The sequence below is a fragment of the Streptomyces sp. NPDC044704 genome (assembly GCF_056433525.1).
The window spans coordinates 96,871-121,589 of the sequence record NZ_JBWKGY010000023.1 but is presented as its reverse complement, the minus strand read 5'-3'; the positions used below and the strand labels follow the sequence as shown (position 1 = coordinate 121,589).

Here is a 24,719-nt window from a genome sequence, read left to right as displayed (position 1 = left end):
CACTCGCTACGACAAAACCCGCGAGTCCTACCAGGCAGCCGTCACCATCGCATCCCTGTTCCTCTGGCTAAAGCCCCTTTGAAGACAGTGCCTAGTCATCTCATGGTGAAACTCCTGGTACAACCTGGTAGGGGCGTCACGTGACGCCCCCTGATTTGTCACGTGACGCCCTGCAGATCCGTCATGTGACGCCCCCTGGCTCAGATCCCCCTCGGCGCAGGCGGTGTCATGTGACGCTGCCTGAGCCCGAACAGGAGCCTCGTCAGAAGGCGTCACGCGAAGCCCTCTGGCGTTTTCCCGCTTATGTCGGAGCCTGCGGTCGTGTTGCGAACTGGACAGAACGGCAGCCGCGCCGTCCCAGTCGATGCCCCGACCGGTCGCCGCGTCCGCGCCGAGCGGGATCGTGCACGCATAGGTCGCCGGTTTCGGGTTCCGGCCGCCGCGGGCGTTCTCCGTCTTCTTGATCAGGTGCACGGACTCGGCCGCGATGAGCACCTTGTGCACCGTCTCCTTGCTGCACCGGCCGACCGCCATCAGTGTGTCGACTCCGAGAAAGGCATTGGTACCGTCCTCGTTCGCGGCCTGGCCTACAGCCTGCAGAATGGCGAAGAACGAGGCGCCGAGCGCTTTCCATTCGGGCCGGTCCTTGGTGGCCTTCGGGACATGCTTTGCGGACCGAACAAGGAACCATCGCCACGAGTGGGCGGGAGCGCAGCCCCGCGCGATCGCTCCAGGCTCGACATCTTTTCCCCAGTCCGTCATACGTCGAGAATAGCGCCTTAGTTTCCCTACGGGCAACCATCGCCTACCCAATGGAAACCTGGATGGGGCTAGGTTGCCCTAAACTCTCCCGCGAGCATCTGGGCTGGATATGATGGGAGGCATGGACAAGGCGGCGAAGCGGCAGGCCCAGGAGGCCATTACCGAGCTGGAACTCAGATTCATCGAAGCAGTCGAACACGGACGGCTACGCGCGGAACTCACATACGAGCAGCTCGGCAGCTGTGTCGGCATGTCCAAGAGTCAGATCAGCAAACGCCAAGACGGCGCGATCAAGTACAACCTGCGTGAGGCCTACTACATCGGTCGACTGTTCGGCGTCGACCCCCTCGTCATGGCAGCCGGCCTGGGTGCTTGGCTGAACAGCATCAACCCCACCGAAGTGCGCCGACGCCTTACCGACTCCGCACCGATGTGACGGGTCGTGGTTCCCAGCTACGCCCGCCAGCACCGTCGAACACGCCGCTCCTCCATGTCGACGTGCGCATCACTCTGTTTGCACCTGCCCGCCGGAGCAGGAGGCAACAGCCCCTAGCGAGCTTGTGCATGGTGGGCGGTGCGACGCTGGATCGTGATCCTTGATCATGTTCGTGCGGGGGGGGAACCGGTCTCGTGCAGCAATCATCAACGGCCGGAGGATCACAAAGCTCTCGTCCGACGCGATCGCCAAACTCGCTGCCGAGGTAGACCCGTTATGGCGCGAGAGGCACCAGCCCTGGTTCGAGGCCAGCCCCCCGTAGTGGGTTGCAGCGCTGTCGGACAGCGCTGGCTGCTCCTCAACGGCCACAGCAAGCAACGGACCGACCTGCACCTTTCGACGCAGCTCGGGCAACCGCGCACGGGCTCGTTACGCCGCGGTCACAGCGACGAGTTCACGGACACCGCTGACATGGTGGTGCCGGAGGTAGAGGTCGTCCACGATCTGCCGGATCGCCGGGCGGTCTCGAACCTCCGCAGGCGCGATCCGGGCCGCGGCGAGGAGCTCGCGTACCGCCTGCTCAGGCTTTGACCGTTGCCACCAGGCGCGGGCGAGGTCGGTGTGCATGCGGCCCTTACGCTCGATAGTCGGGAACTGGTCGGCGTGCAGGTTCCTGCCGGCTTCCAGCGCGGCCCCGGCGTCTCCAAGGGCCCAGTGGACGCTGACAGAGTAGAGGTCGACGGCCGCAGAGGTCATCGGGAAGAGGCATGCGGCACTGGGAATCTCGGGCAGGTCGCGCGCTGCGCGGGCGGCTTCACGGAGCATACCCAGAGCTTGGTCGCGGTCACCGGCAATAGCCGCTGTGTATGCGGTGCTGCACAGCATCTGCGCGAAGGCGGAGGCTTGTGCGTCCGTGGCAAGGCCGGTGGCTTCCACCCGGGCGACGGCCGCTTCAATGTGCTGCTGGGCTGCGGTTTCCTGGCCCTGGTGACGAAGCACGGCGGCGAGTTCCCGGGCGGCGGCTGCCACAGCTAGTGGGGAGCCGGAAACATCCGCATACAGCGTGGCCCGGTCCGAGGTCAGACGTGACTGCTTGTAGTGGCCGAGCTTGTTTAGCAGCTGGGAAGCAAGTGAGTACGCCGAGGACAGGCGGGCGTAGTCAAGGTCGCGGCGGGTCGCGGACGCTGCCTGGTGAGTGTCGGCGAGCAGACCCGGCAGGGCGCGCAGGAGTCCGGTATGGGCGGCTTGGTCAAACTGGTCCCGGGCGGCGATCAGGCGGGCGTCGAGCGTGCAGGCCGGGGCGCCGCTGGGCTCGGGTGTCGCGGCGAGCGCAGATTCGAGTCCGGTCATCAGGCTGTGCGGGACGGCCAGGACCGCTGCGGTGGTGATGAGGGAGCGGCGGCGCATGGGGTCCTCCTCGACCGAAGTCCTGTCGCTGGCAACTGTAGTGGCTGCTGGGGAACTTAGGCCTAACGACGTGTGGAGGAGCGGCAGTGGGACGCCGACCTCGGCAGCCGCGCGCTTGATCAGCGGCAGGTCGAGGGATTGGTCCTGCTCGAGCCGCGAGACGGTGGATTGCGAGCAGGACAGGCGGGCTCCGAGGTCGCTCTGGCGCCACCCTCGGGCCTGGCGCCCAACGCGGATGAGCGAGCCCGCGCGCTGGCGTTCGGCCAACTCAAGCACGCGGCGGGACCTCCAGAGCGAGTCAATGCTCACGGCGCCCTCCGTCGACGAGCCCTGGGTCTGCCGACCCTACCGTAAGGGAAGTGATCGCGTGCGCACACTGCGTATGCGGAAGGTGCATACGGCATGCGGGACGCGGGCAACGCCCCGCGCCGTGCGTTCTGGTGTGGTATCGTTGTCACCGGCATCACACCTCGGGCAGCCTCAGGGCGCCCGGCCTGGTGCCGAGTCCAGCACCATTACGCGGCTGTGAGGGGAACTCGTTATGCCGAAGGACAAGGACGGAAGTGGGAGCAGCGGCGGCGGGAGCCACGCGAAGCCGAACCCGCCGCTGAGCGGTGGTACGCCGCCGCCTGGGAACAGCGACGGCAAGGCCCCCGACCCCGGATCCGGTTCGGGTAAGCGCAGGAAGTAGCCAGGACATGCGTCTTGATGACCGTCGGCTCGCGCTGACGAACGCGATGGACATCCAGGACGGCTGGCCGGCGGACTCCGATTGGGTCCGCGGTGCCGTCCTGGACACGGTCCCCCGCCACCAGTTCGCCCCCGACCGGTTGTGGACATGGAACGGCCACGACACGTACGTGCCCGTCGATCGCCATACTGATCCCGACGGGTGGGCCGATCTTGTGTACGCCGGGCCCGACGATTCCGCCGTCACTCAGATCCTCGACGGCTTGCCCAGCTCAAGCCTGTCCTGCGTGGCCATCGTCGCGGACATGCTCGACTCGCTGATACTGGATCCAGGCCACCGTGTGCTGGAGGTCGGTACCGGCGCCGGCTGGAACGCCGGGCTGCTCGCCGCGAGGGCGGGCGTTGGGCAGGTGACCTCCGTGGAGATCGACCCCGGGCTGGCGGTCGCCGCGCACGACCGGCTCGTCGCGGCCGGGCTCGACGTCGCCGTGTACGCCGGCGACGGGAACGCTGGTTGGACGGCGGCCGCGCCGTACGACCGACTGATCGCCACGTACGCCGTTGACGAGGTCCCCTGGACGTGGGTGGAGCAGACCAGACCGGGCGGCCGTCTCGTCATCCCCTGGGGACGGCTCGGGCACGTCGCGCTGACGGTCGCTGACGACCGCAAGTCCGCGACCGGTTGGGTGCAGGGGCTCGGGATGTTCATGCCCAGCCGCGGCACCGACCAGGGACGCGGGTACCACACCATCCGGGGCGACAGCCCGCCCGACCGCGCCTTCCATCTGGAGGGGGACCTGACCGCGTTCGCTGACGCACATCTGCTCTTCGCGCTCAGGGTGTCCCACCCGGACATCCGCATCACCACCGAGGCCAGCGGGGACGGGCGCGCCGTCCGGATGTCCGACGGCGTCGGCTCCTGGGCCACCGCCACCACGACCGGAGACGGCATCATCACGGCACACGAGGGCGGTCCCCGACGCCTCATGGTCGAAGTCGAGACCGGCCGACGGTACTGGGAAGAGCGCGGCTCACCACAACTCTGGGATTTCGGGATGACCGTGACACCCGACCGCCAGTTCGTGTGGCAGGAAAGCCCGGCCGCAGGTGCGTACTGGTACTGATCGTGTTTCGTGACCGTACTGTCAGCCGAGATGGAGAAATGACGTTGGGGGTTCCTCCTCGATTTGGGCGAGGGGGAACCCCCAACGGAACTAGTCTCGGACCGATCGGAGGAAGGCTGTCCAAGCCCCGGTCCGGACTAGCAGCGTGGGCTGTTCTGCAAGTCCGCTCTGCTTGGAGTCTCGGATGTGCACCGACGCAGTGGTGGCAACCTCAACGCAGTTGTTTCCGGCGCCGTCAGAGTACGACGACTTGACCCAGGTCAGGCGGGGTGCAGGTCGGGCGTTGCTGAGGTTTTCAGTCATTTCGTGATCTCTCGCGATAGCTGGTTCAGGAACTCTGGGGTGTCCTCTGGCGGAAGCGCTGAGGACATCAGGCTGGCGAAGCTGCGCTTGAAGCGCCCCACCTCCCTCGGCTTGTCGGACACGGAGGTAGAACTCCAAGGCGTGTCCACCTGCACGGACGTGGGGAGGTCGTCTTGCAGGTGAAGAATGCTGAAGTTGTGGGTCGGGGTGTGCCCCCGAAACTTCGGCGGCAGTATCGGCAGGATCTGGACCTCCACGTTGGGGAGGCTCGCGAGGCGCGCTACCTCGGCGTACTGGGCGAGCATTAGGTCCGGGTCACCGATGAGGTTGCGTAGAGCTGGCTCCCAGAGCACGGCACGCAGTAGCAGAGGATCCTCAGAGCGCAGGATGGCTTCCTTGCGTCGCATGCGGACTTTGACGTTTCGGGCGTTGGACTCGCTCGTCGTTTCCTCGATCGGCTGAGACAGTTCGTGGAGTCGGCGGGCGTACGCCTCGGTCTGTAGCAGGCCGAGGAACAGCGTGGGATGAAACGCCCACGTCTCCGTGGCTGCGGCTTCGATACCGACGAACCGAGGCATTCCTGAGGGCATCGTGGACTGGTAGGGCGACCACCAGTCCTGGCTGGAGCCATCTCTCCAGATCTCCAGCAAGGCCGCGATGTCGTCTTCGTCCTCAATGCCGTAGTAGGCAAGGAGTGCCCTCAGCTCGCCGGCTGAACGGATGGTCCGGGTGCCCTTCTCGATCTTTTGGAGCTTGGCGAAGTACATCCCTGGCACCTCTGCCGATGCGGCCACCTCCTCAAGGGTCTTGCCGGCCCGCTCTCGCAGCTCGCGTAGTTCATAGCCGAGCTCGATGCGACGCACCGTCGGTCTGGGCTTCGCGGCCATACGTATGCCTCTCCTCCCCATGCGCGCGTCCATGCCACCCATGCGCGTGTCATTTCTGCCCTTGCGCGGAGTGTGGCACGCGATGTGCGCGCCGCAACAGCCAACGCGTGTGCGGTGGCATGTGCCAGTTTCTATCCCGAAGAATATTCTTCGGGATATCCATTGCTTGGTAACTCTACAGAGCGGCAGGCTAGTTCAGCCGGACAGGAGCGAGCTCTTCTCCAAGAACACTCAGGCTGTCCGGTGCCGTACCGCCGACTCGGACAGGTGTGGACCATGACGCAGACGATCATCTCCTTCGGCGCCGCGTCGGCACAGGAGCGACTGACAGGCCCGGCACGCTGCACCGACCTGACGGAGTTTGTCTTCCACGTCGAGCGGCACGGCGGCAGCCGGCTGCCCGAGCAGGACGCACGCCGGGCCGGCCACGCGCGCCGGATCGTGTCCGCCCGGCTTCACTCTCTCGGGCTGGAGTCGCTGGCCGAGACCATGGAGGTGATCGTCAGTGAGCTGGTCACTAACGCGGTCGAGCACGGCGGTGGCTCAATCAGGGTGTCCCTCCTCATCACGCGAGCCGACGTCCGCTTGCTGGTTCGGGACTCCGGGAGCGGCGAGCCGTTCGTGAGTGACCCGGGCCCGGACGCGGAGGGGGGCCGGGGCCTCTGGATGTCGCAGCTGCTCGCCAGCGGGGCCGGCGGGAGCTGCGGCTTCAGCTCAGAGAGCCGCACCGCCTGGTGCCATCTTCCCCTGGCTCACTCTCAGCCGTAGACCAGCCTCAACATTTACTCCCCTCTTCATCCTGGAGGTCCCATGTCCAAGACCGGCCACACCGGCTTACCCCCCGCCTCTACTCCCCTTCCGGCTCGTCCTGTCGGCCAGGCCTGGCAGAGGGCGAAAGGCGGCCTCCCCCTGCCCGAGCCCGGCACGCCAGGGCCGGAGGCGGTCGCCCGGCCGCCGGAGGCCGCCCGCGCCGCGCTGTCTCGGCTACGCCGCCGCCACGCCAATGGGTCCTGATCAGTCTGACCACCCCCATAGGTCTGCTCGTCGTCTTCGGCGGCCGGAGGCGGCGGTGACCACTGGCCGCCGTGCACGCCGCCTGCCTCGTCTGCGGTACGCGGTGCGCCATCCCCTGGACATCCTGCAGCGCAATGGGGTCTCCGTCTGGCTTGCCGCAACCGTACTGACCTTCGCCGCAGCGGTTGTCGGGAGCCTGGCCCTCCTCTATCTCACCCGTCTGTCTTGACCCCCTGCCCACTCTGGAGGCGTGCACGTGAAACCCCTTGAGGCCCCCGCCATCACGCTGCGGTCCGACCGTTTCCCGCGGCACCCGACGGTCGTGGTCAGCGATGACGGAATCCGATACCACGGAGGAAGCCGGGAAGAACAGCTCGACCCTCTCTTCCTGGTGTTGTGGAAGCTCTGGGACGGCCCCGGATCGGGCACGCCGCAGTACGGACGGTTCGACCCCGAAGTCCAGCGGATGGCGGCGGACCGACTCCTGTGCGCGCACTGCCTCAAGCGGCCCGGGCGAGTGCTCGGCGTGGGGGCGCTGTGGCTGCTCCATGCGGACGTGGACGAGCACTCGTGGCCGACCGACATTCGGACAACGACACCGCCGATATGCCTCATCCACGCCGACCTCGCACTGGCGCGGTGCGTGACCCTTCGCCGTGGCCACCTCGCCGTCCGCGCCCGGGATGTCGAACCGGTAGGCGTCATCGGCACCCTCTACCCCCAGGGAGGGCCCGGCGGGCCTGAGGAGCTTGTGCTGTTCACCGAGACCGACCGGCTTCGGTTCGTCCTGGCCCGGTACCTCGTCCTCGAACTCCGCGGGGCCGTCCCGGACCGAACTCTCCAGCTGGCCTACAAGGCGAGCCTCACTCCGGAACTGGATGGTGCAGCATGAACGGGCATCACTCAGCCTTGACGCCCAGTCAGCGCGGGGAGGGGCAGGCCCTGGCTGCCGTCCAGCTGCATATCGCCACCCATTGCAGGCCCGGTCAGCAGATCGGCGGGCGACACGAAGGCCCCGCTGCATTCGTCCTGGCCTCCTCGCTTCGCCAGCCTGTCTCGTACGTGAGGACAGCTCTCAGAAGGCTCGACACCATGGGCGTCGTGGCGGCGTCGTCATCCATTGTCGTCGTGCTTGCCGGAGATGAGCCGCACCCCCATGACCGGCTGCTTCAACAGGCGGTTCGGGAGCGGATCCTCTCCGGGCGCTACCTGGAAGGGTCCGCGCTGCCGACCGGGCTGCTCGGCGAGGAGGCCGGTCTCAATCCCGCTCAGGTGGCCCGCGCCTGCCGGTACCTGACCCGCGACGGCACCCTGCAGCATGATCCGAGCGGGCCATTCGGAGCCGGCTTCTACGTCAGGGCGAGCGAGGCTGGTGCACCGGTGGGCGCTGGCCGGACGACTGGCGCTAGGTGACCATGCACATGCCGTTGCTGCCCCCGGGGGCTGAAGTTCCCGCCGCTGGACAGCTGGTGCTTGGCGCCTATCTGCGATTTCTGCGCCGAAATGCAGACCGGTCCGTCAAGCAAGCCGCGAAGGCGATCCGGAAGTCCTTCGGAACGGTCTCACGCTACGAGCGCGGAGACACCTTGATCAGCACACAGGATCTCGCCGTGCTGCTCAAGCTCTACGGCAAGACCTCCCCATGGGAGCTGACCGACGCCGTCCACCTCCACCGCCAAGCCGCCTCCCACGAGTTCCACGACGCCAACGGAACCCCCTCCGGCCGTATCGAGGCCGTGGAAGACCTGGCAACACGGATCACAGTCTTCTCCGCCTTTGGTATCCCGCGCGCCCTGTGCGGCAGGGCCTACCGGCAGCACCTGGCAGCGCAGGACCTCAACTTCGTATGGCCCAGGCCACGGCCACACTGCCCCATCATGCTGGTCCTTGACACCCTCGTTCTGACCCGCCCCCTTGGCGGGCCGGCCGTCCTAGCGGATCAGCTGCGCTACTGGGCCACTCTCGCGCGCGCCGGTGAGATCGAAATCCGGATCACGCCCGCCCACTTCACCATGCCAGAGGGTACCGGGCAGGTCAGCGAGATAACCCTGCCCAGAGACCGCCGTATCTGGCTGGATGAAGGGCTCACGCCGGCATTCTTCACCGGTCGCGACGCCCGCGGGCGCGCCGACTTGATTCGACGAGCTCTCGAAACGGCGTGCAGCCCTGCAAAAGGCCTGGCCGCCGTCCTGCACGCCGCTGACGCCATCACCACGATTCCCTCAAGGGAGCACCACCATGATCGACACTGATGTAGAAACAGCCGCAGTGCAGGAGCCGGACGCCGGCAGCCAGCCGATGGGGATCCGCCTCGCCGTGGGCATCTACCTGACCTCCGGAGACCCGATGAGTCCGCTGCTGCTGCGGGACGCCAAACCCACCAGTCCGCAGCACTTGTGGCCGCCGTCGGGCTACATGCGCCCCGGCGACCGGAGCCCCTTCCATGCCGCGGCCCGCATCCTGGAGACCCTGACCGGGCTCACGATTCCCGCACCCGCCCGCCTGCTCAGCATCGACTTCTACCCCCGCCACGACGCCTCCCCCCTCCCCCTCCAGGTAATGATCTTCGACGGCGGCCACATCTCCTCCGACCGCCGCGACGCGATCCGCCTCACCCCGCTTCACAACGGATACATCCTTCCGTCATCCGACCGCCTCACGACGCTCGAAGGCGCGAACCAGGAGCTGAGCGACCTGCTGCGCATCTTGGCGCGCGCCCGGATCACAGGCCGGCCCGCCTACCTCCACCAGGGCAGCCCAGCAGCGTTTGGCGACCACGGCCGGAACGTCAAGAGCTGGGACGCAGACAACGCCCGTACCGACCTCCATGTGACGGAGCACCAGCTATGAACCTGGAGGCTGAACGGACGCGGCGTGCTGATTTCTGGGACCGGCCAGACGGCGACTGGGGCGCGGGAGTACCCGCATGCGAGTCCGCCCTGGAAGCACGTCTCCACGCGAACTCGCTGTACCGACTGGGGTCGCTCGCCTTGGGCCGGGGGGAGTTACGGCCCGCTGAAAACTGGCTGGCCAAAGCCATGGATGCAGACCACCCGGGTGCATGGTTCCGAGCCGCCGCACTCGTCTGCCGTAGTGATGCAGCCCAGGTGTTCGGCGGGGGCGGCTCCGAGGCCTGCCTCCGCTACCTCGTCGTCGGGGCGGCGCGCAGCGGCCATGGCGATGCTCAACACCTGCTGCCGCTGCTCGAAGACCAGACACGAGAGCTAACACCTCTTCGGAGATGGCAGGACCCGGACTACGGGCCGGAGATCCTCTGCACACTCCAGTCCGGCCTCCCGCGGGAGGGCTTGTCTCCTGCTCCCCTGCCGCGTCCAGGCAGCCGAGCGGCTGGCAGCCAACCCGCCCACTGACCCGCAAAGCACTCTCCCACCCTGCCCAGGAGTCCCCTCACACCCTCCAGAGGCCGGCCGTGCAGGAGCCAGCCATACCCCCCCTGCTGCGCCCTTCTCCCACGACGCCGGCCTCGATGACACCGACACCCACGTACGCAGATCAGCGCAGCCCCGAGACGGCCGTGGAAGCCAGCCCGCTCGGCGAACTCGATGACGCGGCCGCAGGATCCAGGCGCTGCCTGGAGCACTTGCCGTCTGCATCACGGCGTCAGAGATGCAGCGATGAGGCTCGGCGCCTCCGCTGCCACGCCCTACTGCCCTCACCCAGGGCTGAACCCCCACCAGACTTCCCGCCCCCGCCGAGGGGTGGGCAGGCGAGCCCGCAGGAGCGAGAGGCCCCGGGCCCGGAGCACCACACGGTGCGGGCAGCCGTCCGGCACCGCCGTAATCCGTAGAGAAGGAGCCATCCCATGGCCCAGTCCAAGTCCACGATCGCCGCCCGCACCGCCCAGCCGTCCCAGGAGACCGACGAGGTCACCGGGCCCGTCGTGGTCGCCGTCGACGTGGAAGACGAGGAGTAGTCCTCGCCCAACCCCGCGCCCTGACCTGGGCGCCTTTCCCCGGGCCCACGGGCCCGGGGAAAGGCGCCTCTCACGCTCCACCTTGGAGGCTGTTAGTGATTCACGTGTTCGTCGGACCGACGCTGAGGTGGTCCGAGCCGCAGCTCGCAGCGCCGGGGGTGCGGGTCAGGCCGCCAGCGCGGCACGGCGACCTGTTCGATACCTCGATCCGCGCCAAGGACACGGTGGTCCTCATCGACGGCGTGTACCACCAGGCGCCGGCGCTGCGGCACAAGGAGATCCTGTCCGCGATGGGCCGGGGGGTGAAGGTGGTCGGGGCAGCGAGTATCGGCGCGCTGCGGGCGGCCGAGCTGGCGCCGTTCGGGATGCTCGGCGTCGGCCACATCTATACCGCCTACGTGCACGGGGACATCGACGGCGACGACGAGGTGGCGGTCGGGCAGGCCCCGGACGGAGAGTTCGGCGCGCTGACCTGGCCCGTGGTCAACCTCCGGCACATGCTGGACCTGGCCCTGTCGGCCAAGGTCCTTGATGCCGGGCGGGCCGCCCATCTGCTAGCGGCGTTGCGCGCGGTCTACTACCCGCACCGGACGTGGGCTGCCGTTCAGGCCGTGTGCCGCCGCCAGGGCGAGACTGAGTTCGCCTGCTGGCTGGCCGGGCAGCGCGAGCGGGACCGACACTTCGGCGACCTCAAACGCGCCGACGCTCTCGCCGCCGTGCGCATCGTGCTGGCTGGTGGCAAAGTGCCCCGGCCCTCCCGGCCGGCGCCCGCGGTGTGGGAGACGGTGTACTTCCGGCGCTGGTCCAACGCCTTCGCCCGCACCTGCGTGGACGGGATGGGGCTGTCCACCGAGGACCGCGTCGTCTATCAGCAGGTGTTCGACCCGGCGTTCCGCACGACGTGGGCCACCTACCTCGAATACCGCTCCCTCTACCCCGCCGACGGAAGTCCCGGAGTGGCTCTGCCGGAGAGGCTGGCCCAGGTCACCGGCGGGGACCTGCCCGCCGACCGTGTGTTCCACCCGGTACTCGACCTTCGCGACGAGCCCACGGTAGCCCTGCTGCTGGCCGGCGAGAGCGCCGACGACCGGCGCGCGGTCGCCCGGTACGCCGACGCTGTCGCGTGGGCCCGCCGCAGTCGCCCCGGGTTCTCAACGGGGTCAGTGCGCGATGACCTCACGCGCCGGCTCCTGCTGCGCGTGTGGCAGTGCCCGGAGCTCGAGTTCGACGCCGAGGCTTCCGCGCGCGGCCTGGGCTGCGGGGCGCGGGCCGTCGAGGCGGTCAAGCGGCTCGTGCCGGGGCTGCTGGAGGAGATAAACCAGGTGACTGAGCGGATGGCGGCGGCCCGTGGCGGGCGTTGAGGAGCTGATGGCGCTGCCGGGCACGGTCCGGTCCCGGCCGCCGGAGGAGACATGGGAGGCGGTGGCCGGGCACCTGCCGGAATTCGGCATCACCCGGGTCGCCGACCTGACTGGCCTGGACGTGATCGGGCTGCCGGTATGGACTGCGATCCGGCCCGCCTCGCAGACCCTGTCGGCGTCGCAGGGCAAAGGCGCTACGCCCCTGCTGGCGAAGCTGTCGGCGGTCATGGAGGCAATCGAGCTGTGGCACGTCGAGCAGCCGCTGCCTGTCGCCGCATGCGGCCCGGCCACCGAGGTTGCCCCAGCCTGCCCAGTGGCCGCGCTGCCGCTGACCATCCCCTGCCCCGAGCGCACCCTGGCCCAGGTGGTGTGGGAGTGGACGCCCGGCACCGGCCTGGTCAGCGGCCGGGAGGTGCTGCTGCCAGTCGACCTGGTGCGCCGCCGGTCACAGAGGCCCGAGTGGAGCCCGGATCTGCTGCGGGCGACCAGCACCGGACTCGCGTGCGGCAACACCCGGGACGAAGCCCTGCTTCACGCATTGTTCGAGGTGGTGGAGCGCGACGTGCTCTACCGGGACGCGCTGGCGGGCGGGCGGCGGCGCACCCTCATCGCGCCCGGCACGGTCGCCGACCCCCACGGCCGGGAAGTCATCGGCCGGCTGGCAGCCGCGGGCATGGCCCTGGAGATCGCGCTCGTGGACGGCCCGTACGGGGTGCCGGTGTGCGTGGCCTACCTGTGGTCGGAGGACTACCCGGTCGTCTTCGCCGGAGGCGGCTGCCACAACAGCCCGGCAATCGCCCTGACCCGGGCACTGACCGAGGCCGCACAGTCCCGGCTGACCGCCATCGCCGGAACCCGCGACGACCTGCCCAGCGACCCCGCCTCCTTCGACACCACAGCCTTCCTCCCAGCCAAGACCACGGGCCTGACCCCGTGGCCGGAGGCAACAGGCCACCTCACCGAGGCCGATGGCGGCTTCGCCGAGCAGACCCAGGCCGTGGCGCGTCAGGTCGCCCATGTCACCGGCCACGAGCCGACGGCCCTGGACCTGTCCGACGAGGCCGGTCCCGTCCACGCCGTGCAGGTCATCTGCCCCGGCACCCGCTCACGGATCAGGAGGTCGATGCCCCGATGAACCCCACAAGCACCATCCCGACCCCAGCACCACCCGCACCCGGGCCAGCGCAAGAGCGCTCGGCCCAGTACGACGCCTTCCACACCGTCCGCGCCCGCACCGATGTGGTCCCCCGCCTGTACGCCGAGGCGATGGGCGAGGACTACCCGGCCGAGGTCGCCGCCTCCAGCTCCTGCGACTGGCCCCTGCTCGGGCTGCTGGTCGGGCGGCTGCGACTGCGGCCCGGCCAGCTGCTCGTGGATGCCGGATGCGGTGCCGGCGGCATCGGCCTGTGGCTGGCCCGCGCCCTCGATGTCCGCCTGACCGGCTTCGACCTGTCCCCGGTCGCCGCCGCTCACGCCACCACCCGCCGCGCCCACTTCCTCGGCCCGGCCGCCGGCCGTGCAGTCTTCCAAGTGGCCGACCTCGAGCGCACCGGCCTGCCGACCGGTCATGCCCACGGCATCGTGTGTGTGGACGCCCTGGGCGGCGCCGACCGCGCGGCGGCACTGCGCGAGCTCGGCCGCATTCTGGCCCCGGGCGGCCGTCTGGTGATGACCCGGGCGCTGCGGCGCGGCGCGGAACCGGCCTGGCACGAGCAAGTCGAAGCCGCCGGACTTGTGCAGGAGCACCTCGACGAGCGGCCCGCCGAGCCCGCGATGTGGGAGCGCCTCTACCGGCTGTGGATCGCCCGCGCCGACGAGCTTCGGCATGCACTGGGTGAGGGCCCCGCCGAGAGCATGCTCCACGAGGCGCACCAGGTGCTTCCCACGCTGCGGGGCCGTCGGGCTGTCCTGCTGACCCTGCGGAGACCTGCGAACGGTCCAGCCGACTGGCCGGGGGCGGCCGATAGGATGTCGGGATCTACCCGCCGCCCGGGCGACGGGCCTGCGTCCATCGGAGGGACCCCCCAGTGACCCAGCACCGTTCCGCCCGTGCGGCGGTGTTCTCGGCCGGTTCCTGGGGCACCGCCGTCGCCAAGATCATGGCCGACGCCGGCACCGGCGTCGTCATGCACGCCCGGCGCAGCGAGATCGCCGACGCGATCAACACCACACACCGCAACCCCGGCTACTTCCCGGACATCGATCTGCCCTTCTCCGTGACGGCCACGACCGACCCGGCCGCTGCGCTGGACGGCGCGGACTTCCTCGTGCTGTCCATCCCCGCGCAGTCCCTGCGTGCAAGCCTCGGCGGCTGGGCCCCTCACATCGGCCCGGACACAGTGATCGTGTCGCTGATGAAGGGCATCGAGGTGGGAAGCGGTCTGCGGGCGAGTCAGGTAATTACCGAGGTGACCGGCGTGAGCGCGGACCGGGTCGCGGTGCTGTCCGGTCCGAACCTGGCAGCGGAGATCATGGCCGGCCAGCCCGCGGCGGCGACCATCGCCTGCCCGGACGAAGACGCAGCCCGCCGTTTCCAGCAGGCGTGTCACACCCTGTACTTCCGGCCCTACACCAGCACCGATGTGATCGGCTGTGAGCTGGGCGGCGCGGTGAAGAATGTCATCGCCCTGGCGGTCGGCATCGCCTCGGGCATGGGCCTGGGCGACAACGCGACGGCGATGCTCATCACCCGCGGTCTGGCGGAGGCCACTCGGCTGGCCGAGGCCATGGGCGCAGACCCGGCCACCCTCGCCGGCCTGTCCGGCGTGGGCGACCTGGTGGCGACCTGCTCCTCCCCTCTGTCGCGCAACCGCACCTTCGGCACCCACCTCGGCCACGGCCTGAGCGTCGAGGCGGCGACGGCCGCCACCCGGCAGACCACCGAAGGCGTCAAGAGCGCGGAGGCGATCCTCGCTCTGGCCCGGGCCCACGGCGTCGAGATGCCGATCACGGACGTGATCTCCGCCCTGCTGCACGAGAAGGTCACCCTCGAAGAGGCCGCGGGCGCGCTGATGCAGCGGCCTGCCAAACCCGAACGCTGACCCCTGCGGGTGCCCCCTTCACGGGGCCCACCGCCGTCACCTTCACCCTCCCGACACGGAGGTCTCACCCATGCACACATCTGTGCTGTCCGCTGTCCAAATCGCGGTGACCCTCGCCTTAGCGGGCTGGATGATCACCGGCTTCACTCCTCTGCCCGGCCGCTGGCTGCGCTGGAAGATGTTCTGCCGGGCCACCTTCACCATCGTCACGCTCACCGGCACCACCAAGGAGGGCCGCACCGAGCCGGTGAATGTCTACGCCTACCTCTCCCCGGGCTCATTCATCCTCGGTCCGCCCCAGCTCCAGACAATCCTCGACCACCTCACCGGCAGCGGCCGTTACGACCGGATCAACGGCCACGGCCGCGTCCTGTCCACCCGCGGCGAGCAGCGCGTGGAAGTGAGGGACAGCCGTGTGGTTCTTTGACGCCCTCGCCTCCGGGTTCCAGCACCCCACCGACCCCGCACGGCTCCAGTGGTTCCGGATCATCTTCGCCACCGTGCTCACCGCTCGGTTCACTCTCGCCTTCGGCCAAGGCGGCTGGGACCGCCTGGTCCCCGGTTCACTCAGCGCCCACGTTGCCGAACAGCGCTTCGGTCCCGCCCGGGCCCGCCTCCTGATCAGCGTCTACCGGCCCTCGCTGGTCATCCGTACCGCAGCCGCCCTCGCCCTGGCATTCGGCATCGCCCCCCACGCCACGCTGGTGGTGGTCCTGGCCGGCGCCGCAATTGAGCTGCTCTACCTCAAGAGCCCCAACGCCGTCCGCTACACCCTGCTGACCGGAACCTGCCTCCTGCTCGCCGGAGACCTCGGCCACGGGTTCCGCGTCGAACACGACGCCAGCACGGCGAACACCTGGGCTCAGTGCCTCCTGGTGCTGATCACCACCGACATCTACTGGAACAGCGCCTGGCAGAAGCTCCGCTCCCCGCAGTTCCGTTCCGGCCTCTACCTGGCCCAGTGGGTTCACACCTACACCCAGGTCAGGGAGCGGCTGCCCTACCGGAGCCAGTACGCCGTCCCCGGCTTCGTCCGCCGCTACGCGGGCAACCTCACCGCCCGGGATGTCCGCCTGTGGCGCGCGGTGGCGGCCACGGCCATCGCGGCAGAGATCGCGCTGCCGCCCGCGCTGCTCATCGAGCAGACCATGCCGTACGCCGTCGTCGCCGGTTTCGGGATGCACGCCGCCTTCACCTGCCTCAAGCCCCGCCAGCTCATCACCTTCTCCGGCCTCACCCTCGGCACCTACCTGGCGTTCACGGCCTGACCTCCCTGCCTCCGGCCCGGCGGCCAGGCCCGACAAGTGACGGGACCAGTTACAACAACGGACAGTGCGGGCAGGTCTCGTAGGTCCAGTTCTGTCCGGCACCGCGGTACTCCTCGACGGAGGCCTGCTGAATCCCCGGCGCCGTGCGGGAGCGGCAAAGCTTCCGTTGCGGGGCGCTGCCGCCTCGGCCGCACAGCAGGCCGACGGCACCGGTGACCCACCGAGTCCCGCCCCCGGTTCCAGCCTCCGATCACGCGAACGGCCCCGGGGCGGGGCCCCGTCGGGCACCACCGGAGAGTCGCCCACCGGCGGCCCGGGCCCGCGCACGGATCTAGATGCGCGAGGTGCGAAGCGACTGCCACACAGAGCGCCGGTCAGCCTGCGTCGCCCGCAGAACCGACAGACCTCGTGCTCGCGGTACAGGACCCCGCACCACCGTGATCGCCGACGGCGGTTACCGGGGCACCGGCTTGATCATCCCGCACCGCCGCGAGCGCGGGCAGAGTGAACTGCCAGCCTGGAAGGAAGATTACAACGCCTCTCACCGCCAGGTCCGCGCCCGTGTCGAGCACGCCTTCGCCCATATGAAGACCTGGAAGATCCTCCGGGACTGCCGCTTGAAGGGCGACGGCGTCCATCATGCGATGAGCGGAATCGCCCACCTGCACAACCTCGCACTCGGCCGATAGGCGAGCCGAGCAGGCAGCAGCCGATCACGGTCCCAATGACTCGAAGATCTTTACTGGACAGCCCTTAGCCAGAGCACGGCCTCGTTCATGGCGCCGGACATGAGGCGAGTCCGCCTGATTCCTGGCATGAACCTGGGCGCCGTGCCCAAGCACCACCGTGCGGCCACCGCGGCCCAGCCTGATGGGCGTGGGTGCTGGACGGCTGTACCCACTGACTGCATGGCGGCCACCTCCCCACCCAAGCGCTCACCGGCCTGCCCGTGAAGATCAACGCGACCCTCGAACACGCCGCCGTCCGGCGGTAGCCGCCGCCCCGCCTGCCGTGCGTCACCCCGCCATGCGGCAGGATGGCAGCCCGTTCCGGATGCGTACACACGCCCGAACGCGGCTTACAGCACGACGAACTGACAGGTGACAAGGTGACAACACACCTCATACGACGGGTGGCGGCGTCCGCCGTCAAACCCCTTGGCCGACGCCGCGCAGCCGAGGGGGTCCGTTGAACCGGGACCTCGTCCTGCACGACTGGCTGGTCGCAGGTATCGCCCTGGCGGCGGGCGCCCTGGCCGGACTGCTGCTGCGCGCCCTCCTACGGTGGCTGGGCCGGCACGCCGAACGGACCCGCTGGCGCGGTGACGACATCATCGTCGACGCGCTGCGCACCATCGCCCCCTTCGCCGCGCTGATCGCGGGCGCCGCGGTGGCGGCCACGACCCTGCCGCTCACCACGCGCGTCTCGGGCTTCGTGAACCAGTCCCTGACCGCGCTGCTGATCCTGGTCGCAACGCTCAGCACGGCGCGGGTCGTCGCGGGCCTCGTCCAGTCCGTGGCGGGCACGCGTACCGGGGTGGCCGCTTCGGCGTCAATCTTCGTCAACATCACGCGCATCGTGGTCCTCGTGATGGGCGTCCTCGTCGCCCTGGAGACCCTCGGCGTGTCCATCGCGCCCCTGGTCACCGCCCTCGGCGTGGGTGGTCTGGCGGTGGCACTGGCACTCCAGGACACCCTCGCCAACCTCTTCGCCGGGGTGCACATCCTCGCCTCGAAGACCGTGCAGCCCGGTGACTACATCCGGCTCACCAGCGGCGAGGAGGGGTACGTCGTCGACATCAACTGGCGCAACACGGTGGTGCGTAACCTGTCGAACAACCTGGTCATCATCCCCAATGGCCGCCTCGCACGGACAAACATGACCAACTACACCCAGCCAGAACAGCAGTTCTCGATCCTGGTCCAGGTGGGAGTGGGCTACGAGAGTGACCTGGAGCACGTCGAGCGAGTGACCCTCGAGGTCGTCGACGGCGTGATGGTGGACATCAACGGTGCGGTCCCCGACCACGAAGGGGCCGTCCGCTTCCACACGTTCGCGGATTCCCGCATCAACTTCACCGTGATTCTGGGCGTCGGAGAGTTCAGCGACCAATACCGGATCAAGCACGAGTTCATCAAGCGCCTGCATCGGCGCTTTCGCTCGGAGGGCATCTCGATCCCGGCCCCGACCCACACGGTCGCCCTCCAACGTGACGACCTTCCGCCACACCTCTCACATGCTCCCGTCCCCCACCAGCGCGGATCGTCACCGTCGACCGTCACGGCACGCACGGACATCCCCTAAAGCGCCCGGCGCCGCCGGCCAGGGAGACAGGCGGCGGCGCCCACGAGGTGCTCGGCCCCTTCGCGCGGTGAGTCATGCGAGGAGCAGCGGCGTCCCCCGTTGCGTCGGCGCGGTGCCGGGTGGCCTCGGTCGCCACCCACGAGCGCGGGGGCGGGCGTCGATCCCGCGGTTCGCCCGGGTCCTCACCGCCGTCGCCGAGGCCACCCCGCACCTCCTCGCCCGGGACTGGCGGGTTTCGGTTGCACGGTGTCGGGCTTGGTTCCGGCCGGCGTCCGCGTGGTGTGAGCACCTTGATCCACTCGATGAGGAGCGCAAGCCCCTGCATTGACCGATCGGGTAACTGCTGTCGCGATCACACCCTCGAATGAACGAATGTTCGCATTGGGTGGATTGATAATCTGACGGGCATATGCCGACTCGGCGCGTGCGTGTGCGCCCTGCTTTCGCTACCGATTTTCTGCAGGCGCGGCCTGAGTACGCGCGCGTGCGCCCGGCGGTGTCGGGGGCGCCATCAGCGCACGTCAACGCTCTAACGGCTTGGTGTCCGATGGCGTTGTCCCTGACCAGGCCGTTGTTTTGTAGCGGAGTTGATGAATGGGAGGTGCCGGATGAGAGCGGTGAAGAGTCCGGAAGCCGGTAGCATCTGGAACGTCTTCTCTTCAAGGCGGCGGTAGCCCGGTCGGCTGTACGGCGGGCCGATCGAATACCCGCCCGGGAGAGGAGGTGCAGTGGAGTGAACGTAGACCCGCCCGGTAAGAGCTGGGTGCTGAAGATCCGTAAGACCGTCAGGACCACCGCCGGCACGGCTGACGCTCCAAGACCCCGTGGCCTTGTTGCGTCGGCCGTACGAAAAGGTTCTGCAGTAATGGTCGCGGGCCCCCTGCGGTAACAGGGGACCCGCCGGAGCGTCAGCTCCACCGCTAGCCCTGCGCCCTCGGTGCCTAGAGACCACGAGGGGGTGCAGGGCACCTTTGCCATTCAGCCGGCGGCCGGCGGCCTGAGCCGCTCTTCGCCGTCTGCTTACCACAAAGGGCTCGGCAGTCACCACGTTCGCGTATTTCAGCCCACGCTGCCAGTGACACGGCCTCTAATTTTACATCGCCGCAGGTGAAAAGGGTTAGACAGCGGATCAGTTCACCCGGCGGAACGCAGGGCGGGGTCACTGAAATGACCCTCGTGTCACGGAGGGGGCGACGAATGGCTCGGGGACTGACCGACTTCGATTCCAGTGCACTCATGCGGCTACGCTGGAGTTTCCCCAGGTCAGACGGCAAACAGGGCCTGACGGCCAGTGAACTCGCCCGCCTGATCGGGGCAACGAAAGCCCAGATCGTGGCCTATGAGAACGGCCGCACCGTCCCGGACCCCAAGCGTGTCGCCGAGCTCGCCGACGCACTGAACGTGCCTCCCTCGCGCCTGATGCGAACCTGGAAAATGGACAAGTGGTCAGTCGCCGACCTTCGCCGTGCAGCTGCCCTGACCGCGGCCGAAGTCACCGAGGCCCTCGGCCTCTCGGTCAAGGCGTACCGCAGGTTCGAGCAGCAGGGCATCATCCCCGTCCAACGCCACACCTTTCTCGACGACCTCGCCGAAGTCCTCGAGGTCCCGCACGCCACCCTCGGCAAGGCCCTGGACAACATTCCGAGCGTCGCGGAACGCAAGGACCATGCTTCCCAGCTCCTGGGCAAGCTCGCCGACGACTACGTCCGGCGTGACGAGCCCTGGCAGGCCCCCGCCTCGCACGAACCGCTCGTAGTGGAACTCGCTGCGCTCTACGGACGTTCCCCAAGACGCCTGCAGCCGATCCTGGCCCACCTCCTGGGCCGCCTGCGCCAGCGGGCCGCCGACATCCAGCGCGAGCAAGCCATCGCCCGCTATGACACCGATCCCACCCGCCAGCAGCGAGCCAAGAGCGCCCTGAACCAGTACAGCAACCGCTACAACAAGGAACGCGCCCAGATCGCCGCCCGCCTCGAGGCCTTCCACCGCGGCGGGCAGCCCTCCGACGTATGGCATGCACTAGTCGACCTCCACGAGCTCGGCGCCGTACCCTCCGGGACATGGGTCCCTCTCGCCCTCCTGGCCAGCCCGGGCACCCGGCAGGTCCTGCCCCGCTCACTCGTCCGCCAGGAACCCTACGGCGACATAGACGCAGGACAGCTCACCTCCAACGGCAGCCACCACATGCGCGCCTTCCGCGACCTCTACACCGCCCTGTACCCAACGGTGCGCCCCCCGCGCGGGCCCGTCGGCAACCGCGGCAGCGGCAAAACCGGAACAGACCACCACTTCGCCCTTCCGGGCCGCCCCGAACGATTTGCGGTACCCGCGCGCGTAATGCACCAACTCCAGGACAGCGCCGACCTCCACGGCCTAGGCGAAATCGCCCTCTCCCCCACAGTCAAACTCGTCCTCGGCCCTGCCTGGAGCAGTACCGCCCCGAGGCCGCGGCCGCGCCCCGCAGAAATCACCATCCCCGAACCGCCGCGCCCCAACTGGTCCGAACTCGTACCCGAGCACCCGCTCACCGGAACCGCCGCCGAACGCGCCGCAGCCCTCGGCCACACGGCTGCCGCACTGGACCAGGCACGCGTCGCGCACACCGTCGTCGAAGCCATCGCGTCTCACCCCCTCGGCACCCAGACCGCGGCAATCGCCCGCGAAAGCGGCATCAACGCCGACCGCCTGGCGCCCGTCCTGGCAATGCTCTGCGAGGAGGAATTCGCCGTCGAGGTGGCAGCGGGCGTCTACGCCCCCGGACCCGCCCTCGACCGTCTCCAAGCCCCGGGCGGCATCGACCTCCAGCTCCAGCACACCCTCGACCTGGCCTGTGGGGTCCTGGGCGCCGCCGTCTACTTCTCCCGCTACGTCGACGGCGAGGTGGAGGTCCTGCAGATGGCCGACGGACCCCTCGCCCCCGCCGTCCATCAGTGGGTCGACTTCAAGGCCGCTGCCCATGCCTCCGCCAACGGCAAGAGCCTCCTCACACAACTCCCCCCGGGCCTGCGGGCCGACCACCTCTCCCGCCACCGCACCGCACGGCTGACCCGCCGCACCATCACCAGCACCCGGCACCTCATCGACACCCTCGACAAAATCACCCCCCACCAGCCCGTCTACGACTGGCGCGAGTACGCCAACCGCGTCGTCTGCGGAGCCGTCGCCGCGAGCACCGGAACAGAGATCGGCAGCCTCGCGATCTCCATGCCCCTGGCGAACGCCCACCGCCTGCAGGCCGCCACAGCCGCACTCGCCCACAAAGCCGTACCCGTCCTCCTCGCCCTCCTCATCTCACAGAACCCCCCAGGCGACGGCCCCGGAACGCCGCCCGGAACCCAGCCCACCAGCAGCACCATCACCCCCGCCGCCCTCCGCCGGCTGCGCGCCGTCTTCCACACCCCCCTCACCAGCACACACGACATCCAGGACACGGCCTTAGACCCAGCTCCTGGACCACATCTGGCCACCGACAGCACCAACGCCAACATCTACGTCTTCGACAGCCCCGCCACCAGCGCCCACGGCACCAGCCTCGCTCTCCCCCACACCTACGCGCCCTCCCCCGGCAGCCTCACCGGCACCGACACCTTCAGACGGCAGGCACCCAAGCGCTGGCACGGCGGCCTGGACCGCCTCCTGGTGTTCCGCGCCGACCCCACCCGCCCACATGCCAGCTGAACAATCACCGTTCACAGCTCTCTCCTGTCCAGCAGGGCAAACTTGAGCCGTCGCCTACCCCAGGCCCCCGCCCATTCGGACACACTGCAGCATGGAACATCACCATCACCCCCCTCAGGGCAACGGCTACACGCAGCGTCCCGCAGATCGAGACCTCCCGTAGCCGAGCCCACCCCTCAAAATCTTCCACCTACAAGTGCCCAGGCAACTCGGGGCGTGATCGTGGGAGGGGCCCGCGATCGACATCAGCGACCGACTCGCAGGGTTGCGGAGGCCTACACTGATACTGACCTCCTCAGAGGAAGCCCACCTTGCGTAGTGCTGTAGGTGACTTCATCCGCATGAGACCTCTTGAAGCAAGTGAATGGAAACTTGCAGGCCCGTCTCTAAACCTGCAGGTCATTTAGTGTCGGCCCCGCACCCGCGGGGGTTCCCCCATGCAGTACTCCTGTGACCCAACCACCCTGTTGTCGGCCCCGCACCCGCGGGGATCTTCCGTGTCCGCGGCCCCCCTTCCGCTCCACAAACCGGTCGGCCCCGCACCAGCAGGGATCTTTCGCTGGCGGACTGGGCGCCGCCTCCACCCATCAGGTCGGCCCCGCACCCGCGGGGATCTTCCCTCGGACCGGTCCCTGCCGGTCAACTTCAAGTGACTCATGCTGCCCCAACGTGACATGCGGCGGGAGGTAGTTACGGGAGTGGGAAGTTGGGGCCGCATCCCGACGGAGCGTGCCGACCGCGCGACCCCCGCAGCCGGAGCCCGGATCCCCTCCCTCGTGCGTGTGGATCCGCAGCCGCTGGCGAACCGTCTCGGTTCCACCGCCGTCGCAGGGCTCATGAAGCCGCTCCTTCCTGTAGCCCCGGCTCGGGGGTTGCGGCTTCACCAACGCGGGCCGCCCTCGCGCAGGCGGCCCGGTGGTTTGCGGGCGCACGTGGTGGTGGACCTGAACCAAATAGCGGTGGCCACCGCCCCCGGGGAGGTGGGGACGGTGGCCGCACCTGTGCTATCGGCGGTCAACCGAGCATGACGTCAGTCGACGTTCACCCAGTACGGGTCCTCTACGGGCCAGGCCAGGATCCGGTCGTCGACATAGAAGTTGCTGAGTTTGGTGCCCGCCGACCGGTTCTCGCCCAGCTCGATGTTGCGTACCGTAAAGTCCCATTCGATCGACGATGCGCCCTCATAGGTGGAGCTGAAGGGGTATTCGTCGCAGTCATCGACCGAGGTGTTGTACGGCGGAAGGCCGGTCGCGGCGTTGTAGTCCGGGCCCCACGGGTTGGACCCGCTCCTCTGCCCGCATGCCGCCTTCTTCACCTCCTCGTTCGCCAGGGCGATCGCGCCGCCCTGCCCGCGGCTCCCCACGCGGTGCAGCGGCGCGCCCCGAGTCCCGGCTGCCGGCGACCACTTGCCGGGAACCTTTTTGGGGTGGTTCTCCTTGGGGTAGGTGACGCCGTCGGTGGCCGGGGCGTTCTGCGCGTCGCGGATGTGCTGGCGAATGTTGGGGTGGTTGCCGTCGTAGGTGAGGAAGGGCGGCGCCCCGGTGTAGATGCAGGCGCGGGGGTAGCGCTTGAGGCCGTGGGTGAAGTAGTCGGCCGAGTCGCAGCGGATACCGATCGGGGGGCCCTCACCGCGCTCGGTGCCCTGCTCGTATCCCGGGCTCGCGCCGTTCATGTAGAGGCGCCACTGGTGGAAGGCGACCTGGTCCTGGCCCTCCCCACCAACGGAGGAGACGTCCCAGTAGACCCAGTCAGGGAAGTTGCTCCACTGGGCCCATTCCATCTTCGCCGGAGACCGCCCGACGCCGCACGTGGCAGTGGTGGGCTGACTGGCGCCCGGCACGCATTCGGGGGTGATTTCCAGCTTCAGGTTCGGGGCGACGGTCCGCTTCTCCAAGGGGCTCCACCCGTCGTAGCTAGCCTGGCCGGTTTTGGCGCGGAGAAAAACGCGAGTGGCGCGGGAGTCGTTGTAGCCGATGGCGGCGGCCTGGAACCTGATTGTGTTGGTGCCCTTCAGGACGGGCTTGCCCTCCACCTTCTTGTAATACCTGTTCTTGAACTCGTATTCCTGGCACCACTTGAACCGGTTGTAGACGCGGCCGTCGGGGTCTTGGGCGTCCGAGGAACCGAGACAGTCGTTCAGCCACTCGGTGCCCGCGGGGTTGTCGGGGGATATCGGCATCTCCGGCGTCCCCTTGCCGTTGCTGCTGCGCAGAGCACCGTCGCCGGGCTTGGCCGTGTACCCGATGCCCGGGGCCGGCGCGGGGGACTTGGGGCCTGCGGCGGCGGCCGGTGAGGCACCCACGGCGCACAGGGCTGCGGTGAGGGCGAGCGAGGCTATCGCCGCCACGCCGCGTCTGATGTGTTTCACAAGGTGGTCCCTTCCGTCGGTGGCCCATTGCGGGCGCGCACCGAAGGCATGGAACCGGTCAACTCCCTTTCATGCCAACCGAGAACGCGACTTCGTGATCGCATTTGGCTAGTTGTGGTACAGACCTGCCGCCCCCAGCGGC

At 68.7% G+C, this 24,719-nt stretch carries 20 protein-coding genes and 1 pseudogene; 16 read left to right on the top strand and 5 right to left on the bottom strand.

Annotation, left to right across the window (positions count from 1 at the left end; genetic code table 11):
• Positions 1 to 27 precede the first annotated feature (27 nt).
• The gene (locus tag AC07B0_RS35385) at positions 28 to 762 is read right to left on the bottom strand and encodes a hypothetical protein (RefSeq protein ID WP_478900007.1); all 735 of its coding nucleotides are present in this window, start codon (positions 760 to 762) and stop codon (positions 28 to 30) included.
• Positions 763 to 883: 121 nt separating this feature from the next.
• Here AC07B0_RS35385 and AC07B0_RS35380 point away from each other — a divergent pair, with 121 nt between their 5' ends.
• On the top strand, positions 884 to 1,198 hold the full coding sequence (locus AC07B0_RS35380; RefSeq protein WP_469384833.1) for a hypothetical protein: 315 nt from the start codon (positions 884 to 886) through the stop codon (positions 1,196 to 1,198).
• A 429-nt stretch (positions 1,199 to 1,627) separates the two neighbouring features.
• Here the strand turns inward: AC07B0_RS35380 and AC07B0_RS35375 are convergent, their stop codons facing one another.
• Positions 1,628 to 2,914 (bottom strand): helix-turn-helix domain-containing protein, encoded by a 1,287-nt coding sequence (locus AC07B0_RS35375; protein ID WP_469384831.1) that lies wholly within the window; start codon positions 2,912 to 2,914, stop codon positions 1,628 to 1,630.
• A gap of 389 nt (positions 2,915 to 3,303) precedes the next feature.
• On the opposite strand from AC07B0_RS35375, the gene AC07B0_RS35370 reads away from it, so the two are divergent.
• Complete coding sequence (locus AC07B0_RS35370) at positions 3,304 to 4,419, top strand: methyltransferase domain-containing protein (RefSeq protein ID WP_469384829.1); 1,116 nt, start codon at positions 3,304 to 3,306, stop codon at positions 4,417 to 4,419.
• A gap of 90 nt (positions 4,420 to 4,509) precedes the next feature.
• Here AC07B0_RS35370 and AC07B0_RS35365 read toward each other — a convergent pair whose 3' ends face one another.
• Positions 4,510 to 4,722 carry a DUF397 domain-containing protein gene (locus tag AC07B0_RS35365; RefSeq protein ID WP_469384827.1) on the bottom strand — a complete coding sequence of 71 codons (213 nt, stop codon included), beginning with the start codon at positions 4,720 to 4,722 and terminating at the stop codon, positions 4,510 to 4,512.
• Positions 4,719 to 5,609 (bottom strand): helix-turn-helix domain-containing protein, encoded by an 891-nt coding sequence (locus AC07B0_RS35360; protein WP_478900004.1) that lies wholly within the window; start codon positions 5,607 to 5,609, stop codon positions 4,719 to 4,721. Before AC07B0_RS35360 ends, AC07B0_RS35365 begins: the two co-directional genes overlap by 4 nt.
• 276 nt (positions 5,610 to 5,885) lie before the next feature.
• On the opposite strand from AC07B0_RS35360, the gene AC07B0_RS35355 reads away from it, so the two are divergent.
• The 14 genes and pseudogenes from AC07B0_RS35355 (at position 5,886) to AC07B0_RS35290 (ending at position 22,209) form a co-directional block, all read left to right on the top strand.
• Entirely contained in the window at positions 5,886 to 6,377 is a 492-nt protein-coding gene (locus AC07B0_RS35355) for an ATP-binding protein (RefSeq protein ID WP_469384823.1), read from the top strand.
• 496 nt (positions 6,378 to 6,873) lie between these two features.
• A complete protein-coding gene (locus AC07B0_RS35350; RefSeq protein WP_469384821.1) occupies positions 6,874 to 7,515 on the top strand; it encodes a hypothetical protein in 642 nt (213 codons plus the stop codon).
• Positions 7,512 to 8,036 (top strand): hypothetical protein, encoded by a 525-nt coding sequence (locus AC07B0_RS35345; protein WP_469384819.1) that lies wholly within the window; start codon positions 7,512 to 7,514, stop codon positions 8,034 to 8,036. The genes AC07B0_RS35350 and AC07B0_RS35345 overlap by 4 nt, the downstream gene beginning before the upstream one ends.
• An 8-nt stretch (positions 8,037 to 8,044) precedes the next feature.
• Positions 8,045 to 8,875, top strand: a complete 831-nt coding sequence (locus AC07B0_RS35340) for a Scr1 family TA system antitoxin-like transcriptional regulator (protein WP_469384817.1) — start codon at positions 8,045 to 8,047, stop codon at positions 8,873 to 8,875.
• A complete protein-coding gene (locus AC07B0_RS35335; protein ID WP_469384815.1) occupies positions 8,862 to 9,473 on the top strand; it encodes an NUDIX hydrolase in 612 nt (203 codons plus the stop codon). Before AC07B0_RS35340 ends, AC07B0_RS35335 begins: the two co-directional genes overlap by 14 nt.
• 1,179 nt (positions 9,474 to 10,652) lie before the next feature.
• Positions 10,653 to 11,918 carry a TfuA-like protein gene (locus AC07B0_RS35330; protein ID WP_469384813.1) on the top strand — a complete coding sequence of 422 codons (1,266 nt, stop codon included), beginning with the start codon at positions 10,653 to 10,655 and terminating at the stop codon, positions 11,916 to 11,918.
• Positions 11,905 to 13,053 carry a YcaO-like family protein gene (locus tag AC07B0_RS35325; protein WP_469384811.1) on the top strand — a complete coding sequence of 383 codons (1,149 nt, stop codon included), beginning with the start codon at positions 11,905 to 11,907 and terminating at the stop codon, positions 13,051 to 13,053. Before AC07B0_RS35330 ends, AC07B0_RS35325 begins: the two co-directional genes overlap by 14 nt.
• Positions 13,050 to 13,949 carry a class I SAM-dependent methyltransferase gene (locus tag AC07B0_RS35320; RefSeq protein WP_469384810.1) on the top strand — a complete coding sequence of 300 codons (900 nt, stop codon included), beginning with the start codon at positions 13,050 to 13,052 and terminating at the stop codon, positions 13,947 to 13,949. Before AC07B0_RS35325 ends, AC07B0_RS35320 begins: the two co-directional genes overlap by 4 nt.
• A complete protein-coding gene (locus AC07B0_RS35315) occupies positions 13,946 to 14,959 on the top strand; it encodes an NAD(P)H-dependent glycerol-3-phosphate dehydrogenase (protein WP_469384808.1) in 1,014 nt (337 codons plus the stop codon). Before AC07B0_RS35320 ends, AC07B0_RS35315 begins: the two co-directional genes overlap by 4 nt.
• 70 nt (positions 14,960 to 15,029) lie before the next feature.
• Entirely contained in the window at positions 15,030 to 15,386 is a 357-nt protein-coding gene (locus AC07B0_RS35310) for a hypothetical protein (RefSeq protein ID WP_469384806.1), read from the top strand.
• Positions 15,373 to 16,227, top strand: a complete 855-nt coding sequence (locus tag AC07B0_RS35305) for a hypothetical protein (protein WP_469384804.1) — start codon at positions 15,373 to 15,375, stop codon at positions 16,225 to 16,227. Before AC07B0_RS35310 ends, AC07B0_RS35305 begins: the two co-directional genes overlap by 14 nt.
• A 431-nt stretch (positions 16,228 to 16,658) precedes the next feature.
• A pseudogene (locus AC07B0_RS35300) lies at positions 16,659 to 16,916 on the top strand (transposase); the annotation flags it as partial.
• Positions 16,917 to 17,415: 499 nt separating this feature from the next.
• A complete protein-coding gene (locus AC07B0_RS35295; RefSeq protein ID WP_469384802.1) occupies positions 17,416 to 18,531 on the top strand; it encodes a mechanosensitive ion channel family protein in 1,116 nt (371 codons plus the stop codon).
• 1,167 nt (positions 18,532 to 19,698) lie between these two features.
• On the top strand, positions 19,699 to 22,209 hold the full coding sequence (locus AC07B0_RS35290) for a helix-turn-helix domain-containing protein (RefSeq protein ID WP_469384801.1): 2,511 nt from the start codon (positions 19,699 to 19,701) through the stop codon (positions 22,207 to 22,209).
• A gap of 1,030 nt (positions 22,210 to 23,239) precedes the next feature.
• On the opposite strand, the gene AC07B0_RS35285 is transcribed toward AC07B0_RS35290, so the two are convergent.
• Complete coding sequence (locus tag AC07B0_RS35285; protein ID WP_478899999.1) at positions 23,240 to 24,577, bottom strand: NucA/NucB deoxyribonuclease domain-containing protein; 1,338 nt, start codon at positions 24,575 to 24,577, stop codon at positions 23,240 to 23,242.
• Positions 24,578 to 24,719 lie beyond the last annotated feature (142 nt).

Bases quoted from the DNA above. Each gene is read 5' to 3' on its own strand.
- AC07B0_RS35365 (WP_469384827.1), bottom strand. From the start codon at position 4,722: ATGACTGAAAACCTCAGCAACGCCCGACCTGCACCCCGCCTGACCTGG.
- AC07B0_RS35370 (WP_469384829.1), top strand. From the start codon at position 3,304: ATGCGTCTTGATGACCGTCGGCTCGCGCTGACGAACGCGATGGACATC.
- AC07B0_RS35345 (WP_469384819.1), top strand. From the start codon at position 7,512: ATGAACGGGCATCACTCAGCCTTGACGCCCAGTCAGCGCGGGGAGGGG.
- AC07B0_RS35320 (WP_469384810.1), top strand. From the start codon at position 13,050: ATGAACCCCACAAGCACCATCCCGACCCCAGCACCACCCGCACCCGGG.
- AC07B0_RS35310 (WP_469384806.1), top strand. From the start codon at position 15,030: ATGCACACATCTGTGCTGTCCGCTGTCCAAATCGCGGTGACCCTCGCC.
- AC07B0_RS35340 (WP_469384817.1), top strand. From the start codon at position 8,045: ATGCCGTTGCTGCCCCCGGGGGCTGAAGTTCCCGCCGCTGGACAGCTG.
- AC07B0_RS35380 (WP_469384833.1), top strand. From the start codon at position 884: ATGGACAAGGCGGCGAAGCGGCAGGCCCAGGAGGCCATTACCGAGCTG.
- AC07B0_RS35385 (WP_478900007.1), bottom strand. From the start codon at position 762: ATGACGGACTGGGGAAAAGATGTCGAGCCTGGAGCGATCGCGCGGGGC.
- AC07B0_RS35290 (WP_469384801.1), top strand. From the start codon at position 19,699: ATGACCCTCGTGTCACGGAGGGGGCGACGAATGGCTCGGGGACTGACC.
- AC07B0_RS35360 (WP_478900004.1), bottom strand. From the start codon at position 5,609: ATGGCCGCGAAGCCCAGACCGACGGTGCGTCGCATCGAGCTCGGCTAT.
- AC07B0_RS35355 (WP_469384823.1), top strand. From the start codon at position 5,886: ATGACGCAGACGATCATCTCCTTCGGCGCCGCGTCGGCACAGGAGCGA.
- AC07B0_RS35335 (WP_469384815.1), top strand. From the start codon at position 8,862: ATGATCGACACTGATGTAGAAACAGCCGCAGTGCAGGAGCCGGACGCC.